The organism is Simonsiella muelleri ATCC 29453 (assembly GCF_002951835.1).
GTDB classification, from domain to species: domain Bacteria; phylum Pseudomonadota; class Gammaproteobacteria; order Burkholderiales; family Neisseriaceae; genus Simonsiella; species Simonsiella muelleri.
Window position 1 is genome coordinate 1,975,176 of sequence record NZ_CP019448.1, and the last position, 17,747, is coordinate 1,992,922.

Consider the following 17,747-nt stretch of genomic DNA (forward strand, 5'->3'; position numbering starts at 1 on the left):
TCCATTCACTATTTTTATTATGGGTGAGATTAGTTCTAAAGTAGTATTGTTCAGGCAGCCTGAAAAGCATTTTTACGCTATAATTTCCCAACTACAACCTGCTATAAGGACAAAATGATGAGTGAAATGCGCCGCGCTTTTATTGTTTCTGACCGTACGGGCATCAGTGCAGATGCTATGTGTAACGCACTTTTGGAACAATTTAAAGATATTCCCATTCGCCAATACAGTCGCCCATTTATTGATACGCCCACTAAAGCACAAGATTTAATCATGGAAATTCAATCATTTGCAGAAAAAGATGGCGTGCATCCGATTGTGTTTGCCAGTATTTCTAATCAGGAAATCAGCCAAATTGTGAAAACTGCACCAGCATTGCATTTGAGTTTTTTTGATGCGTTTCTCACGCCTTTAGAACAAGAATTGGGGGCAACCGCACAACGTATTATCCAAAGTCGTGTTCACAATGTACAAAAATACGATGCGCGTATGGAAGCCGTCAATTTTGCGTTAAATCATGATGATGGCTCTTCCGATGCCGATATGCAACAAGCGGATGTCATTTTAATGGGTGTGTCGCGTTCAGGCAAAACGCCAACTTGTTTGTATTTGGCGTTGCAATATGGGATTCGTGCCGCCAATTATCCACTCACGCCCGATGATTTGGGCAATCCAGATTTGCCACGTATGGTTAAACCCTATAAAAACAAATTGTTCGGTTTGACCATTGAACCCGAACGCCTACACAACATCCGCGAAGAACGCCGCGCCAATTCCACTTATTCACACATTAATACTTGCAAACAAGAAGTCGCAGACGCACAAACCATGTTTCGCCGCTACGGCATTCCGTTTGCCAATACCACGCATAAATCTGTAGAAGAATTAGCAGTTTATATTATGCAGTCGTGTAAATTGAAAAAGAAATTTTAATTAATGAATGATTTGATTTGGCAAAACAACTGCCCTGCCCCATCTCCTTTACGCAACTGGGCGCAAGCCGATTCTTTAACACAAACTTTATCTGAATTAGCTGATTTTTCAGTAAAACTAAAATCTTTTGGCAAAACAAGTGATTTTCCCTATTTTGCCGATTTCAGGCTGCCTGAAACCATGTTTGGGCGTAGTGTCATTTTGTGTTTGAATGATGTGCCTGTGGTTCACGCGCAAAGTGTGTGTGCGATGAATTCGATGTGGCGTGAAATTTTGGATTGTGGCACAACCCCGCTGGGGAAAATTTTGTTTTCAGGCAGCCTGAAAGGTTTAATTCGCAATGAAATTCAATTTGCACAACCTGAAAATTATCTATTGGCACGGCGGTCGTGGTTTGAGTGGCAGGGGGAACGGTTGTATTTGGTGGAATGTTTTTTGCAGGAAATTGAGAAATTTATAACCAACGTCAATTCAATAAAATAATAGTCGTTTAAAATAAAAATAGAACAAGGCAACAATGGTATTGTTAATTTTAAACGACTATGACGGCGTATTTTATGCCATTAAATTTGATTAAATTGAATAAATTCCAATTGTTTGGCTTTGGCTTTGCCACTTACCAATGCTTCACGTGCCAACGTCAGCCCATCTTTCAGGCTGCCTGCCACATTACCAGCGTACAAACACGCCGCCGTATTCAACAACACAATATCACGCGCCACATCAGGCGCAGTGTTGTCTAAAACCGCGTTCATTAATGCCAATGACTCTTGCGCGTTATTGACCTTGAGTGCGTCCAAATTGTCATAAATCGGCAAACCAAAATCTTGGGGAGAAATATCGTATTCCACAATTTGACCGTCTTTTAATTCGGCAATGCGCGTGCGACCCGTAACCGTGATTTCGTCCAAACCATCGCTACCATGCACCACCAATGCATGTTTTGAACCCAATTGCTGCAACACACGCGACAAAATACCACACAAGTCCACGTGAAACACACCAATTAATTGATTTTTGGCACCAGCAGGATTGGTCATTGGACCTAATATATTGAAAATCGTGCGAAAACCCAACAATTTACGCACAGGCGCAACATAGCGCATCGCAATGTGATGATTTTGTGCAAACATAAAACCCATGCCACATGATTCAATGCTTTTCGCTGTTTTTTCAGGTAATTGCATCAAATTCACCCCCAACGCTTCCAACACATCCGCCGCGCCGCTTGATGAGGACACCGAACTCCCACCGTGTTTCGCTACTTTCGCGCCCGCAGCAGCCGCCACAAACATGGACGTTGTGGAAATATTGAAAGTTTTTGCACCATCGCCCCCCGTACCGACAATATCCACTAAGTTATCAACATCTTGCACAGGCACTTTGGTAGCGAATTCGCGCATCACGCTGGTGGCGGCTGCAATTTCCGACACCGTCTCCACTTTCACACGTAAACCAACCAAAATCCCCGCGATTTGTTCGGGGGGTACTTCACCGCGCATGATTTGGCGCATTAAATCTTGCATTTCATCGTAGAATAATTCGTTATTATCCACTAATCGGGCTAAGGCTTGTTGGGGGGTAATCATGTTTTTTCCTTTGTTTCTTTGGGTTAATGGGTTTCAGGCAGCCTGAAAGAAACCAACAACGCAGTCGTATTTTTTATTTTAAACGACTATAGATTATCAGCCAACCCGATAAAACGCCAAACTTCCCAATAAATTAGGTAGTTTTTCCACGCGTTTGTTACCCGTCATGACGGCGCGTTCCAGCACATGCAGCTGATTTTTGGCACACAATAATTCAAAATCTTGCAGCGTACACAAATGGATATTGGGTGTGTTGTACCATTGATGTGGCATTCGTTCACTCACAGGCATATGCCCACTCAAACCAATTTGCAACCGATTGCGCCAATAACCAAAATTAGGAAAACTCACAATCGCTTGCTTGGCAACATGGGTCAGATTCCGCAAAATGGCTTGTGTGTCGCGCATGGCTTGAATGGTTTGGCTCAACACAATCACGTCAAAACTGTGGCTACCAAATGCCGCCAATCCTGCTTCAACATCCGCTTGAATCACATTCACGCCACGCTCAATGGCTGCCTGAACACGGTCGGTGGCAATTTCCACGCCGTAACCCGTACAATTTTTATGAGTGGTCAAAGCCGACAATAATTCACCATCACCACAACCCAAATCCAACACATGACTGTGGTCGGGAATCCAGTCGTAAATTAATTGTAAATCTTCGCGTAATTTCATGATTTTTTTCCATCGAATGGGTTTTCAGAAAGATAATTTTATTATTTATTCTGCGATTTGAAAAACTTGGCGCAAATATGCTAAAAAGGTATTGTTAGTGGTCAGTGTTTTGCCTGCGGTGTCAGAAATTTTAGCGACTGATTGTCCGTTGCATTCCACCAATTTCAGCACAATATTTAACGTTTCCAAACCCATATCGTTGGTTAAATTTGTGCCAATACCAAAACTGGTTTTGAATCGCCCTTTAAAATGTTGATGCAAATCCCACGCTTTTTCCAAATCCAAACCGTCGGAAAAAGTGAGCATTTTGGTTCGGCTATCAATTTTTAATTTTTGGTAATGCGCGTAGGCTTTTTCGCCCCACGCATAGGGATCGCCGCTATCGTGGCGCAACCCATCAAATAATTTAGCAAAATACAAATCAAAATCACGCAAAAATGCGTCCATCCCCACCACATCTGTAAGCGCAATGCCCAAATCACCACGATATTCATGTACCCATGCTTCTAAAGCGGCTTTTTGGAAATCGCGCAATTTAACATCAAGCGCCTGAAATGCCTGTAAAAATTCGTGCGCCATTGTGCCAATGGCAGCAATATTGAATTTTTTGGCTAAATACACATTGCTGGTTCCACGGAAAATTTCAGGGACGGCAGCCTGAAAACTCTGCACAACGTATTCTTGCCACTGACGATTGTAGCGACGGCGCGTGCCAAAATCCGACACCAAAAAAGGGTTATCATCGGGGTGTTGGCGGCCATTTAATTTTTTCAATAAAACAATTTTTTCTTGTAACCGCTTTTCACCTTCTGCCAATACTTCAGAGGTTTCCAAACGGCGGAAATAAAGTTCATTCACAATCGCCAAAATGTAAATTTCAAAGAACATCGCTTGAATAATCGGACCTTGTACCGTGATATTCAGCCTGCCATCTTCACTTGGCGAAACATAGACAAAGCGGCGTTTTAATTGAAACAATTCCAAATAATCCACAAAATCGCTTTTAATAAAACGAAAACTGCGTAAATAAGCCAATTCGTCTTGTGTGAATTTTAATTCGCAAAGTGCATCTAACTCACGTTCTAAATCATCTTTGATGTCAGCCAATGGGTAGGCGGTTTGTGCATTTCGGCAGTGAAAGTGATACACACCATGCGCTTGTGGAAATTGGTGTAACACCACTTGTAACATGGTGAATTTGTACAAATCGGTGTCCAGCAAAGATTGGATAATAGGCGTTGTCATGGCATTTTCCATTTGTGTTGAAACGTTAAAAAATTGAATTTGATTATAAACCATGAAACGTTTAAATGCGTGAGTTTTATACTATAATGCGCTTTTTAGTTTTCAGGCTGCCTGAAAATAAAAATTTGCTTGAACAAAGGAAATTTATGAAAATCAAAAAATTATTGTCGCAAATCATGCACCCGCGTTTGATTGGCAAATTAACCGTTTACACACAATTGATGCGACTGGATCGTCCGATTGGGACGCTGTTGCTGTTGTATCCAACTATTTGGGCGATTTGGATTGCGTCCAATGGCAAACCTGATTTGTTGACAATTATCATGTTTACAATTGGTACATTTTTGATGCGCAGCGCAGGTTGCGTGATAAATGACTGGGCAGACCGCAAATTTGATGGGCACGTTGCACGAACGCATTTACGTCCTGCGGCGCGTGGTTTGGTAAGCAAAAAAGAAGTGTATAAATTAACAGGATTTTTGTGTATTTTAGCGGCATTGTGTCTGATACCGTTTGACTATAAAACGTGGATTATGGCGATTCCTGCGGTATTTTTGGCGTTTTCGTATCCTTATATGAAACGTTTTTTTCCGATACCACAATTTTATTTGGGTTTGGCATTTTCATTTGGGATTCCGATGGCGTTTGTGGCGATAACGGGGAAATTGTCGGCGTTGGCGTGGTGGCTATTTGCGGCGAACGTGTTTTGGACGTTGGCGTATGACACCATCTACGCGATGGCAGACAAAGCTGATGATTTAAAAATTGGCATCAAAACATCTGCCATCACATTTGGTAAATACGATGCAGAAGCAGCGATGGCGTGTTATGCGTTGTTTAATATTTTTATGATACAAGTGGGTTTTAGTATTGGTGCGATGTGGCCTTATTGGTGGATTATGGTTTTAACTATTTATTTACAATGGAATTTTTATATTCAAATTCAAAAACGCGACCCGCAAGCCTGTTTCAATACCTTTTTGGACAACAACAAAATTGGCATGATGTGGTTTTTGGGTATTGTGATGCACTTTTCTTATATGTGAATCATTATGTTAAATTAAATAATGGGTTATTGATTTTTCAGGCAGCCTGAAGACACCGAAAGAGTCAACCAAATGAATTTTCAAGATACTTTAAAACAATTGCATCAGCAAGCCAAAGCCGAAACCAAAGCGCGTGAATTAGCCGCTGCTATTGCAAAAAAACAGCAACAAATTCAAGCAGAAGAAAGTTTCGCAGAACTCATGAAAGACGTGCAACCTCTAAAAAATCCCAACCGCAATTACATCGCCCCTCCCGACCGCAGCCCCATCAAACCACGTCCCCAAACCGAACATTTAGCCGAAGAACATTTTTTCTATGTCGGTGATGGTTACACAATGGAAATCCCAGCCACATTCAGCAAAAATGGACAAGGCAGCAACGACATCAAACGCCTACAAAATGGACATTACGAAGTGGTGGCGGACGTAGATTTACACGGTTATACCCAAGAAGAAGCTCAGCAAGTATTAAACGAATTCATTGAATTTGTTAAACAACGTGGCGTGTGTGGCGAGATTGTGCATGGCAGTGGTTTTGGGTCAGCTGGTTACAAGCCTGTGTTGAAATCGCTGGTACGCCGTTGGTTAATGCAGCACCCCGATGTGTTGGCGTATTGTGAGCCACGCAAAGGCAATGATGGTGCGGTGCGCATTTTAATTAAACGTCCACGCCGAACTGACCCATTTGCGGAAGAGAGATAATGTATGAGGGAGTAATGGTTTTTGCATAATGGTGTAAAAAGTTGCTTCTTAGAACCAGTGTTTTTAAGAACCTGTATTCATAGCTAATCGCAATGGATTGTTGTCCCAGTAGTCGGTGCGAATGTAAGGCAAATTTTATGCCAATTGTTACTATTAGCATGAAATTCAACACAGCAGGCGTGCCAAATGAGGCTAAAATCCATCGCAATTGGCTATGAATACAGGTTCCAAGATTACGAACACAGGCTCTTACCATATTAATCAGTTAGTTAACCAAAGCAGAATGCGGTTTAACTGTATGTCAGTTGATGCGCCAATAAACTATTTTTTGTAGTTTTTTTCCAGTATCATACTTTTTGAAGCACTGCCAAATATTTCGCGTGAAATGCAATGTGTTCGCCAATAAATGTGCTGACAAAATAATAGCTATGGTCGTAACCTTCGCGCATATTCAGTTCTAACGCGAAACCGCGTTCTGCCGCCACTTGAGCCAGTTTTTCAGGCTGCAATTCGCGTGGATAAAACTCATCTGCTGTGCCTTGGTCAATTTTACATGGCAATAAAGTTTCGGCTTCGCGCAATAATGTAACGCTGTCGTATGTTTTCCATGCGGCAGTGTCTTTGCCTAAATATTCACGGAATGCGGCTTGCCCCCAAGCAGAATCGCTGGGCGATACAATCGGCGCGAATGCAGAAACTGATTGATAACGCTCTGGATTTTTGATGGCAATTTGCAATGCGCCGTGTCCACCCATGCTGTGCCCTGCAATACTGCGAGTTTGATTGACTGGGAAATTTTGTTCAATCAAATCAGGCAATTCATTCACAATGTAATCATACATATGATAGTTTTTCGCCCATGGTTCTTGGGTGGCGTTCACATAAAAACCTGCGCCATGTCCAATGTTGATGGCATTTTGATTGGGTACATCATCGCCACGCGGAGACGTGTCGGGCATCACAATGGCGATACCGTGTTCGGCGGCATAACGTTGTGCGCCTGCTTTGGTGGCGAAGTTTTCATCGGTGCAAGTCAAACCTGATAACCAATACAATACGGGTACGCGGCTGCCTGAAAGGGCTCGCGGCGGCAGATAAATGGCGAAAATCATGTCGCATTGGTTGGATTGAGAAAAGTGGCGATAGCGGCGGTGTGCGCCGTTGAAATGTTTGTATTCGTTGAGTAAAGTGAGCATGAATCTGTTTCCAATTGGTGTTGTCTATTTTCAGGCTGCCTGAATGAAGCTGGGTCAATACCCAGCTTATTGGCTATGAATACAGGTTCTTAGAAATGAATGACTGTACGAATCGATTTGCCTTCGTGCATCAAATCGAACGCGTTGTTGATGTCTTCCAATGGCATGGTATGTGTGATGAAATCGCTCAATTTAAACTCACCGTGTTGATATTGGTCAATTAAATCAGGCAATTCGCTGCGACCTTTGTAGCCGCCAAACGCCGAACCGCGCCACACACGTCCTGTTACCAATTGGAATGGACGCGTTTTGATTTCTGCTCCTGCAGGCGCAACTCCGATAATCACGCTTTCGCCCCAGCCTTTGTGGCAGCATTCCAACGCGGCGCGCATCAAATCTACGTTGCCAACGCATTCAAATGAGAAATCTACGCCGCCATCGGTCATTTCAATAATCACGTCTTGAATCGGTTTGTCGTAATCTTTGGGATTGACAAAATCGGTTGCACCCAATTCTTTGGCTTTGGCGAATTTATCGGGATTGATATCAACGGCAATAATGCGGCTGGCTTTAGACATTCGTGCGCCAATAATCGCTGCCAAGCCAATACCACCCAAACCGAACACCGCTACGGTGTCGCCCGCTTTGACTTTAGCGGTTTTGGTAACTGCACCGATGCCTGTGGTTACGCCGCAACCGAGTAAGCAAACTTCTTCCAATGGCGCATCATCTTGAATTTTTGCCAATGAATATTGTGAAACCACTGTGTATTCAGAGAAAGTAGATGTACCCATGTAGTGATAAATTGGTTTGCCATCTTTGTAGAAACGTGTGGTGCCATCTGGCATTAAGCCTTTGCCTTGTGTGGCGCGAACGGAAGAACAAAGATTGGTTTTGCCTGATGTGCAGAATTTGCATTGTTTGCATTCAGCAGTGTAGAGCGGAATAACGTGGTCGCCAACCGCAAAATCGGTAACGCCTTCGCCTACGGCTTCTACGATGCCAGCACCTTCGTGTCCCAAAACGCAAGGGAATACGCCTTCGGAATCTTGTCCTGATAAGGTGTAGGCATCGGTGTGGCAAACGCCTGTTGCCACAATGCGTACCAGTACTTCGCCTGCTTGTGGTGGCATTAAGTCAATTTCTTCAATGACTAAAGGTTGATTGGGCGCGTAAGCAACGGCTGCACGGGTTTTGATGAACTGCGTCATGATGTATATCCTGTTAATGTAGAAAGGAAAAGCATTATAGAGCAAAAGCAGCCTGAAAAATACATTCCAAGCTGCTTTTAGCATAATTAATTGATGCTGATTTGGGTTTAATATCAGTAGAATTCCCTGAAACGGTTACTCTATTTTTCCATTTTTTTAAGAATCTGTATTCATAAAAATACTACTGCATTGTCTGCTCCATTATGTGCTTGATGTGAACGACCGTCATCATGACAAATCACAAACCATCCCAACCTTGGAACATCAAACCCATACCAATCCCCGTCTGTTTATGATTGTAATCCAATAAGTTTTCGCCATAACCATGGAAACCTTGCACAAAACCTTTGAGTTTACCTTTGATGGGGAATGTGTACGCCAATTCAATTGCACCTTTATTGTGGAACGGATTGTAGCGCAATGTAGACGTTAAACTGCGTTTTTCATCAAAATTATACGATGTTCTGATGTCGCCAAAACCATAGTAATCAGTGATATCGGGATTATCATCTTGGCTGTCTTTGGACGGATCCAATCGCGCCCACAAACGCGGTTGTATAGTCAATTTACCCCATTCCATACCCGCCATCGCGTAAATACGGTTCCATGAACGCGATGCAGGTCGGTTTTGTCCATTGGAATGATGAACAAAACCCGCGCCCAACATTCGCAATTTCCCTCCCCAAGGCAAATCTGCTTTCACAGGCTGCGTCAAGAAAATTTCGGGCTGATAATCATTGTTGCGAAACGGTGCAGAATCACTGCCCCAGTTATACATTTGCCAATTAGATTGTTGCGTGTACCCCATCCACAAATCTGCTTTGGTTTTAAACAAATCTTGCATCACTTTGGTTTTGAAAGAAAATTGAAATTTCCCTTCCAAATGTTTTTGTTTGGACTGAATATCGTTGTCTGTTACCCCACGCGATGGGCTGCTCGGGTATAAATTTGGGCTGGTATTGTACCAAAATGGCATAATATACATTGGGTTATGTTCACGAACCGTTAATAAGCCGCTCTCACTGTTTTCATCCAAATCATACAATTCGCTCAATGGCGTGCGACTGGAAACTGTATTAGGCGCTTCTGCCAACACCACTTGCGCTTCACGTTTTTCAATAGAATGGTTTAACGTTTTCTCCAAATCCAACACGCTGCGTGTGGTGGCGGTTACTTCAGATGGTGGTTGTAACGCGGTATCGGCGGCGGTCGGTTGATGATGATGCAAGCGGTCATAACACGCCAAACGCGCCGTAGCGTCCGTCAAATTCAAACACTTCTGCACATTATCCGCCGCCTGAACCCAGGCTGGACTCAATGCCAGTAATACAGAGAAAGAAAGAGGTAAGTATTTCATAATCATTTAAATTAAATAAAAAAATTAAAAAAAATTTTCAAGAGATTTTCCGTCCCCATAGGGCTTCAGGCTGCCTGAAAAACATACAAGCGTGATTGTAGCTTAACACCATTTTATTTTGTATGATTTTAACATTCAGGCAGCCTGAAAAAATAAATTTTGTTGCTTTTTTTCAATTAATTCACTGAATTAGTCCACACCACGTGCGCGATTCTCATGAAATTGCGCTTGCCAGTCGGCGAATTTACCTTGTTCAATTGCTTCGCGCATTTCCGCCATAATCACTTGATAAAAATGCAAATTATGAATCGTGCAAAGTTGCGCCCCTAAAATTTCGCCCACTTTATCCAAATGGTGCAAATAAGCACGACTAAAATGCTGACACGCATAGCAAGTACAACTTTCATCTAACGGACGCTTATCAAAACGGTGTTTGGCATTGCGGATTTTCAAATCGCCAAAACGCGTAAACAACCAACCATTTCGCGCATTACGAGTCGGCATCACGCAGTCAAACATATCCACGCCATGCGCCACACCATACACCAAATCTTCAGGTGTCCCCACTCCCATCAAATAATGTGGCTTACTTTCAGGCAGCATCGGAGCGATTGCACGCAACATTCGGTACATTTCGGGTTTCGGTTCACCCACAGACAAACCACCAATCGCAATCCCTTTAAAACCAATGTCTTCTAATCCGCGTAAACTTTCTTCGCGCAAATCTTCATACATCGCACCTTGAATGATGCCAAACAACGCATTCGGATTATTCAAATCTTCAAACGCTTTTTTGCTGCGTTCTGCCCAGCGCAACGACATTTGCAACGATTTTCGTGCTTGTTCGTGCGTGGCTTCACCCGGCGTGCATTCGTCTAATTGCATCACAATATCAGAATTCAAAACCGTTTGAATTTTCATGGAAATTTCGGGAGACAAGAATAATTTATCACCATTAATCGGGCTTTTAAAAGTACAACCGTCTTCGGTGAGTTTGCGCATATCCGATAAGGAAAATACCTGAAAACCACCCGAATCGGTCAAAATCGGTTTATTCCAGCCAATAAAATCGTGTAAACCACCAAATTGCTCAATCACTTCCAAACCTGGACGCAACCACAGATGATAAGTATTGCCCAAAATAATTTGCGCCTTGATGTCGTGTAGATTGTGCGGTGTCATGGCTTTAACCGAACCGTATGTGCCAACGGGCATGAATACGGGGGTTTCTATTTTGCCATGATTGAGCTCTAACGTACCACGGCGTGCGTAGCCGTCTTTTTGGTGTAAAGTAAAATTCAACATATTTTTCCCTAAATAATATTTTCAGGCAGCCTGAAAGATTTTTTTGCGCGACGAATTATATAGTGATTTACCGCTAAGCGCATGATTTTCAGGCTGCCTGAAAGTTTTGCCCACAATAAAATCATCATGAATGATTCTGTTATTGCGGTATTTAATTTATACTTCGCTTTTTTGATACGGCAGAACCCATATGATAAAAAAATTCTTGAAAATTTTGCTTGGTTTTATCATTCCATTTATTTTATTTGGTGGTGTCTTTGCGTCTTTATTATTGATACAAAAAGATATTCCACAAAATTACCGTTTACGCATTGAAAAAGGACAAGGTTTAGCGAGCGTATCGCAACAACTTGCCAATGATAATGTAGTTTATAGCAAATTAGCAGTCAGATTATCAGGTAAAATCAACGGATTAGATAACAATATTAGACCAGGAAGCTACAAAATCCCGAGCAAAGCATCAACTTGGGAAATCGTGCAATATTTGAAAAATAAACGCCCAGATGCCACCACCGTTCGCATTATAGAAGGTCTGCGATTCAAAGATATGCGAAAAATCATCAATGAAAATCCAGACTTACGACACGATACGCGCGATTGGTCCGATGAACAATTATTAGTCGAAATTGACCCAAATGCACCATCGACTCATCCCGAAGGTTTGTTCTTCCCCGAAAGCTACGAAACCGACCAAGGCAACAGCGATTTACAAATTTATCGCGCCGCCTACAAAATGATGCAAACCTACTTAAATGAAGCTTGGGACGGACGCGATAAAGATTTACCCTATAAAAATCCCTATGAATTGCTAATCATGGCAAGCATCGTAGAAAAAGAATCCGCCCACGAAGGCGACCGCAAAGACATAGCCGCCGTATTCCGTAACCGTTTGGAAAAAGGAATGCGCTTACAGACCGACCCCACTGTTATCTATGGTATGGGCGATGCGTACCAAGGCAATATCCGCCGCAAAGATTTGGAAACCGATACACCATACAATACCTACACTCGCGCAGGTTTAACGCCCACACCCATCGCCCTACCCAGCAAAGCAGCATTAGAAGCCGCCGCCCACCCCAACCAAAACGACTATTTGTATTTTGTCGCCAAAATGGACGGCACCAACCGCAGCCATTTCAGCAAAACATTAGACGAACACAATGATGCGGTTCGCCAATATATTTTGAAAAAATAAATAATGAGCATGATAATGTTCAACTGACCTATTTTTTTGTCAATTTTTAAATAGAAGGAACAACCATGTTACACCCAGAACAAGTTAAATCATTAATTGAAAATGTGATTCCATGCGAATTTGTTGCAGTGGAGGGCGATGGGCACCACTTTTTCGCGCAAATCGTCTCCGCCGAATTTGAAGGCAAGAATCGCTTAACACGCCACCGCTTAATCAAAGATGGTTTGGCAGCACAACTGGTCAGCAACGAATTACACGCCTTATCCATCAGCGTGGCGGCGACACCTGCCGAATGGGCAGCAAAACAATCCGCTTAACGTTCAGGCAGCCTGAAAAATATGCGTAAAATCAATTTACATTTAGATAAATGGCGCGATGCGCTGTTAATCGTGGCAACTGGTTTAATGTCGCTGGTGTGTATGTATTTTTTGGCGGCATTGCTGTTTGGCGTGATGGAAATTCACGCCGACCGTGATGACACCATACCTGGCAACATTCCGATTTACTTGATGAGCAACGGCATTCACACCGATATCGTCATGCCCATGCGTAATCAAATTTATGATTGGAATCAGATTGTTAATCCATTAGATACACGTTCAGGGCAGCCTGCACAATATGTGGGCATCGGCTGGGGTGATAAAGGTTTTTACTTAGAAAGCCCGACTTGGGAAAATTTACGCGCAAGTACCGCATTCAAAGCAATAAGCGGAATAGGAGATTCTGCGTTGCACGTTACCTTTTTTGCGCGTCCGCCGATGGAACACACCGACAGCATTAAAGTTCTATTGACACCAGCCGAATACGAACGCTTAGTAGCAAGTATTTTGCCAAGTTTTCGCGTGGACGCACAATCACACGCCATGTTGATTCCAAACGCGCACTATCATGATAGTGATGCGTTTTATGAAGCACGGGGAACATACCATTTGTTTAATACTTGCAATACTTGGGCAAATAAACGCTTGAAAATGAGTGGACTCAAAGCGGTGGTGTGGACACCGTTTTCAGGCAGCTTAATGAATGCGTATCGTCATTGAATTAGCCTAAAAAACAACTTTTGGGTTTTACAAAACTTTCAGGCTGCCTAAACGTGTATTGTTCAGGCAGCCTGAAAGTTTTGGTATGCTTACGACCAACGCTTAAAAATCAAAGAGGTATTCACACCACCAAAAGCAAAATTGTTGTTCATCACAAATTCTGTCTCAATCACGCGTCCATTTTCGCGAATAAAATCCACATCACCACACCGCTCATCAATATTGTCCAAATTCACAGTTGGCGCAAACCAATTTGACCGCATCATCTCAATACTGAACCAACTCTCCAGCGCACCACACGCACCCAGTGTATGGCCCAAATAGCTTTTTTGTGAACTCATGGGAATATATCCCAATAAAGCGGCAGTAGCTTGGGTTTCGGCGATATCGCCTTGTTCGGTGGCTGTACCGTGTCCGCTCACATAACCAATTGCACTGGCTGATAAATTGGCATCTGCCAACGCCAATTCCATGCAACGTTTCATGGTGGTTTGTTCGGGACGCGTGATGTGGCTACCGTCTGAATTTGCGCCGTAACCCACAATTTCTGCGATGATGTTCGCGCCACGTGCTTGGGCGTGTGTTAATTCTTCCAGCACCATCATGCACGCGCCTTCGCCAATAACCAAACCATCTCGGTCGCGGTCATAAGGTCGTGGGGTACTTTCAGGCTGCGCGTTACGGCGACTGGCTGCATATAAACTATCAAATACAATCACTTGTGATGCACTCAATTCTTCCGCTCCCCCTGCCAGCATCATGGGAATTTTGCCATATTTGATGGCTTCATACGCATAACCAATCCCTTGACTGCCCGATGTACACGCACTGGAAGTCGGTATCACACGCCCCGTTAAGCCGAAAAAAATCCCCACATTGGCGGCTGTGGTATGTGGCATCATGCGAACATAAGTATTGGCATTAAAATGGTTGGGCAATTTGGAGAGCAGCAAACCCACGTCCAAAATATCCGCTGGACTACCCGATGACGAACCCGCTGAAACACCCATATTTCCATTTAGAATTAATGAACTACCTAACAACCCAGCTTGCAACAAGGCTTGTTCTGCCGCATCAACCGTGTATTGCGCCACCAAACCCATGCTGCGCAATTGCTTGCGCATCCAATGTTTTGGGGCAGCGTAGGGTTCAGCAAGCGGTGCGGCGAGTCGTGCTTCTAATTCCGAAAATTCAGCATAATCAGGCATATAACGTACCGCATTTTGTCTGGCTTGAAAGGCAGCCTGAACGCACTGCCAATCACGCCCAAACGCAGAAATCGCGCCAATTCCTGTAATAACCACACGTTTTGGAGTCATTGTATTTTTCCTTTAATTTTGTGTTATTTGATTTTCAGGCAGCCTGAATAATATAACCATCTGATTATTTATTTTTTAAACAATACACACCCATCAACATAATCCACCGTTTACTGCCAAAACTTGTCTCGTAATGTAACTGGCATTTTCGCTCATCAAAAACGCGATGGCGTGGGCAACTTCTTCAGGCAAACCCATACGCGCTGCTGGAATGGCTTTCATGATTTCGTCAATGGGTAAATTTTCGTCCAACATTTCGGTTTCAATCAAACCGGGAGCAACACAATTCACGGTGATTTTGCGCTTTGCCAATTCCACTGCCAACGCTTTAGCTGCACCAATCAGCCCTGCTTTGGACGCGCTGTAATTGGTTTGTCCGCGATTGCCAACCATCCCCGACACACTCGCCACACATACAATCCGTCCAGCAGCACGGCGGCGAATCATCGGCATAATAATAGGATGTAACACATTGAAAAATCCGTCTAAATTGGTTCTCAATACACTGTCCCAATCGTCATCTTCCAAAGCTGGAAAAGCATTGTCGCGTGTCAAACCTGCGTTCAACACCACACCATAATACGCACCATGTTTGTCCACATCTTCGGTTAATATTTCACGACAAACGGCACGTTGCGCCACATCAAATTGCAAAACACGGCTATTTCGTCCCAATGCTTTGATTTGTTGGCAAACTTGTTCGGCTTCTTCACGGCGACTGCGACAATGCACCACCACATCAAATCCATCTTTTGCCAATTTTAATGCGGTGGCTTTACCGATACCACGATTAGAACCTGTAACCAAAACTGATTGATTATTCATTATTTTTTCCTAAAATACGAGCTAAATCGGACAAATTAGTTGGGCTGTAAACATTCATTGCGCCACTCACTAAAATTTCATCGGTTTCACGGCAACGCAATTCACAATCAAACACGCCCATACCCGAATCATCTTGCCAAGATTGTTTAATCAGAACAAGTAATTGCGTACCAATTTTAATTTCAGGCTGCCTGAAAACCAATTTACGCGTCCCCAACAAAAAGCCCAAACGAATAGGTTCACCATACACCAACCAATGCGCTCCAGCCCAAGCCGCCACACCTTGCGCCATAATTTCCGCCCCCAAATAACTGGGTAAACCAGCCGCATTTTCAGGTAGCAAAAAATGTTGTTCGTCAATGTGGGCGTAGGCTTGCAATTGCATTTCGTCACAAAAAATAATCTTATCCAACAAAACCATATGACCAGAATGTGGCATGATTTGTGCAGGCGTAACCTTATCCCAATCCAGCATCACTTTCTCCAATAATCAACACCGCATTATTGCCACCAAATGCAAACGATGCACTTGCACCGATACGCTGATTTTGCCAATAACTATTTGTATCAGTTAAATAAATTTCAGATAATTGCTCATCACGTTCGCCGTCCCACACTTGTGGAGGTAATTTGCCACTGAGGTTGCATTCACGCGAAACCACACCCCACAACAATGCCGCTTCCAATGCACCAGCTGCACCTAATGTGTGTCCTGTCAAGGGTTTAGTGGAGGTGCTAGGCGTTTGACTACCGAAAATTTGCGCGACTGCACGGCTTTCCATGCGGTCATTATGAACTGTGCCTGTGCCGTGCAAATTTATCCAACCAATTGATTCATATGATAATTTAGCAAAATTTAAGGCAGCCTGAAAAGCCGCTGCCGCCCCCACTCCATCAGGATGTGGCGATGACATATGATACGCATCACTACTCGCACCATAACCCAATAAAGGCAAACTTTCACCCTCCAACGGTTCGCGTGTAGCGATGAATGCGGCGGCGGCTTCACCAATGTTGATGCCATCTCGGTGGCGTGAAAATGGATTCGCATGGCTGCCTGAAAGTACTTCCAGCGCATAAAACCCATTGATTGTTAAAGGAGAAAGCGTGTCTACGCCACCACAAATTACCGCATCACACAAACCCAAACGCAACAACCGCGCCGCAGACATCAACGCACGCGCCCCCGAAGTACAAGCCGTAGAAACACCATATGCCACGCCTTGCAAATCATATGCCTGCTTGACGAAATCAGCAGGGTCGGAATGCAATTGCGTTTGTTGTAAAAATTTTGTATTTTCAATACATTGATGATTTGCTAACTGCTGAAATAAAGGTAAATTTTCATCTGCGCCACTCACCGAAGTCCCCATAATGACTGCAATTCTGTCCGCGCTAAACTTTTGTTTTAGCAATTCAATTTGTGGCTCAATTTGTGCCAGCGCGTCCCATAATAATTGATTATTACGGCTGCGATGTTGAGATGAAATATGTTCGGCAAATTCACGCAAACTTCCACAAACTTCACCAAAAAACAATGTGTTACCATGAACCAAATCACTTCGTGGTGTGAGTGTCGGTTCTGGCGACAAAATGCCCTCAATGTGCGCCATCAATCCACGCCCTAACGCAGAAATAACAGCTGGTTTATTCAAATAAACAGTCATTTACTCATTTTCCAAAGGCGTAATTAACACGTTGCGAATTTTTTCAGGCTGCCTGAAACCACGTTTCACATAGGGTAACATTTCCGTGAACAAGCGTTTCGCTTCGGCATTGGGCATCACAAAACCATCTCGTTGCCAACCATTTGATTTAGCGACAAAACGTGCTTGTGGTGCGCCAAACGCATCGGTTTGTGTCCAACGTGTTGCACCATCCGCTTCCCCTTGTATGCTCAACAAACTGGTTTGCAACACATTGCCTTGCTCATCTAATTTATCCAATTGAAACAACAAGATTTGTTCACTAGATAGCATCGGTAAATCTTGTGGCGAATAAGCAGACACACACGCATTCAAACATAAAATAAAAGGTAATAATTTGATTTTTTTCATATTTAAAATTCATTTTCAAGCCACCTTCAGTTTCAGGCAGCCTGAAAAA

19 protein-coding genes are annotated in these 17,747 nt (G+C 43.3%); 7 read left to right on the top strand and 12 right to left on the bottom strand.

Translation table 11 applies throughout. The features are described 5' to 3' along the window. Nucleotides 1–117 precede the first annotated feature (117 nt). Both ppsR and BWP33_RS09880 read left to right on the top strand, forming a co-directional pair. A complete protein-coding gene (ppsR, locus tag BWP33_RS09875; protein WP_002641464.1) occupies nt 118–933 on the top strand; it encodes a posphoenolpyruvate synthetase regulatory kinase/phosphorylase PpsR in 816 nt (271 codons plus the stop codon). A gap of 3 nt (nt 934–936) precedes the next feature. Then, nucleotides 937–1,416: a chorismate--pyruvate lyase family protein gene (locus BWP33_RS09880; RefSeq protein ID WP_002641463.1), complete on the top strand. Its 480-nt coding sequence runs from the start codon at nt 937–939 to the stop codon at nt 1,414–1,416. Nucleotides 1,417–1,496: 80 nt separating this feature from the next. On the opposite strand, the gene trpD is transcribed toward BWP33_RS09880, so the two are convergent. From trpD to pncB, 3 genes are all read right to left on the bottom strand, one after another. After that, on the bottom strand, nt 1,497–2,522 hold the full coding sequence (trpD, locus tag BWP33_RS09885) for an anthranilate phosphoribosyltransferase (RefSeq protein WP_002641462.1): 1,026 nt from the start codon (nt 2,520–2,522) through the stop codon (nt 1,497–1,499). A gap of 96 nt (nt 2,523–2,618) precedes the next feature. Next, a complete protein-coding gene (gene metW, locus BWP33_RS09890; protein WP_002641461.1) occupies nt 2,619–3,200 on the bottom strand; it encodes a methionine biosynthesis protein MetW in 582 nt (193 codons plus the stop codon). Between the two features lie 45 nt (nt 3,201–3,245). Next, nucleotides 3,246–4,445, bottom strand: a complete 1,200-nt coding sequence (pncB, locus tag BWP33_RS09895; RefSeq protein WP_002641460.1) for a nicotinate phosphoribosyltransferase — start codon at nt 4,443–4,445, stop codon at nt 3,246–3,248. A gap of 146 nt (nt 4,446–4,591) precedes the next feature. Between pncB and ubiA the strand changes: the two genes are divergently transcribed. Beyond that, nucleotides 4,592–5,491, top strand: a complete 900-nt coding sequence (ubiA, locus tag BWP33_RS09900) for a 4-hydroxybenzoate octaprenyltransferase (protein ID WP_002641459.1) — start codon at nt 4,592–4,594, stop codon at nt 5,489–5,491. A gap of 72 nt (nt 5,492–5,563) precedes the next feature. Then, a complete protein-coding gene (locus BWP33_RS09905) occupies nt 5,564–6,193 on the top strand; it encodes a Smr/MutS family protein (protein ID WP_002641458.1) in 630 nt (209 codons plus the stop codon). A 347-nt stretch (nt 6,194–6,540) separates the two neighbouring features. Here the strand turns inward: BWP33_RS09905 and fghA are convergent, their stop codons facing one another. From fghA to tgt, 4 genes are all read right to left on the bottom strand, one after another. Continuing rightward, the gene (gene fghA, locus BWP33_RS09910; RefSeq protein ID WP_002641457.1) at nt 6,541–7,389 is read right to left on the bottom strand and encodes an S-formylglutathione hydrolase; all 849 of its coding nucleotides are present in this window, start codon (nt 7,387–7,389) and stop codon (nt 6,541–6,543) included. Between the two features lie 89 nt (nt 7,390–7,478). Then, nucleotides 7,479–8,600, bottom strand: a complete 1,122-nt coding sequence (locus tag BWP33_RS09915) for an S-(hydroxymethyl)glutathione dehydrogenase/class III alcohol dehydrogenase (protein WP_002641456.1) — start codon at nt 8,598–8,600, stop codon at nt 7,479–7,481. A gap of 238 nt (nt 8,601–8,838) precedes the next feature. Then, nucleotides 8,839–9,957, bottom strand: a complete 1,119-nt coding sequence (locus BWP33_RS09920; RefSeq protein WP_104930452.1) for a phospholipase A — start codon at nt 9,955–9,957, stop codon at nt 8,839–8,841. Nucleotides 9,958–10,146: 189 nt separating this feature from the next. Further along, on the bottom strand, nt 10,147–11,262 hold the full coding sequence (gene tgt / locus BWP33_RS09925) for a tRNA guanosine(34) transglycosylase Tgt (protein ID WP_002641454.1): 1,116 nt from the start codon (nt 11,260–11,262) through the stop codon (nt 10,147–10,149). Between the two features lie 190 nt (nt 11,263–11,452). Here tgt and mltG point away from each other — a divergent pair, with 190 nt between their 5' ends. The 3 genes from mltG (at nt 11,453) to BWP33_RS09940 (ending at nt 13,497) form a co-directional block, all read left to right on the top strand. After that, nucleotides 11,453–12,457 (top strand): endolytic transglycosylase MltG, encoded by a 1,005-nt coding sequence (mltG, locus tag BWP33_RS09930; RefSeq protein WP_002641453.1) that lies wholly within the window; start codon nt 11,453–11,455, stop codon nt 12,455–12,457. A gap of 65 nt (nt 12,458–12,522) precedes the next feature. Continuing rightward, the gene (locus BWP33_RS09935; protein ID WP_002641452.1) at nt 12,523–12,774 is read left to right on the top strand and encodes a BolA family protein; all 252 of its coding nucleotides are present in this window, start codon (nt 12,523–12,525) and stop codon (nt 12,772–12,774) included. A gap of 21 nt (nt 12,775–12,795) precedes the next feature. Continuing rightward, nucleotides 12,796–13,497, top strand: coding sequence for a TIGR02117 family protein (locus BWP33_RS09940; RefSeq protein WP_002641451.1), 702 nt, complete (start codon nt 12,796–12,798; stop codon nt 13,495–13,497). 89 nt (nt 13,498–13,586) lie between these two features. Here the strand turns inward: BWP33_RS09940 and BWP33_RS09945 are convergent, their stop codons facing one another. The 5 genes from BWP33_RS09945 to BWP33_RS09965 all read right to left on the bottom strand — a co-directional run bounded on the left by BWP33_RS09945 (nt 13,587) and on the right by BWP33_RS09965 (nt 17,698). Further along, nucleotides 13,587–14,816, bottom strand: coding sequence for a beta-ketoacyl-ACP synthase (locus BWP33_RS09945; protein ID WP_002641450.1), 1,230 nt, complete (start codon nt 14,814–14,816; stop codon nt 13,587–13,589). A 93-nt stretch (nt 14,817–14,909) separates the two neighbouring features. Continuing rightward, complete coding sequence (gene fabG / locus BWP33_RS09950) at nt 14,910–15,641, bottom strand: 3-oxoacyl-ACP reductase FabG (protein ID WP_002641449.1); 732 nt, start codon at nt 15,639–15,641, stop codon at nt 14,910–14,912. Next, nucleotides 15,634–16,116 (bottom strand): hotdog family protein, encoded by a 483-nt coding sequence (locus tag BWP33_RS09955; protein ID WP_002641448.1) that lies wholly within the window; start codon nt 16,114–16,116, stop codon nt 15,634–15,636. Before BWP33_RS09955 ends, fabG begins: the two co-directional genes overlap by 8 nt. Continuing rightward, a complete protein-coding gene (locus tag BWP33_RS09960) occupies nt 16,100–17,308 on the bottom strand; it encodes a beta-ketoacyl-ACP synthase (RefSeq protein WP_002641447.1) in 1,209 nt (402 codons plus the stop codon). Before BWP33_RS09960 ends, BWP33_RS09955 begins: the two co-directional genes overlap by 17 nt. After that, complete coding sequence (locus tag BWP33_RS09965) at nt 17,309–17,698, bottom strand: hypothetical protein (protein ID WP_002641446.1); 390 nt, start codon at nt 17,696–17,698, stop codon at nt 17,309–17,311. It lies immediately after the preceding gene. Nucleotides 17,699–17,747: the final 49 nt, after the last annotated feature.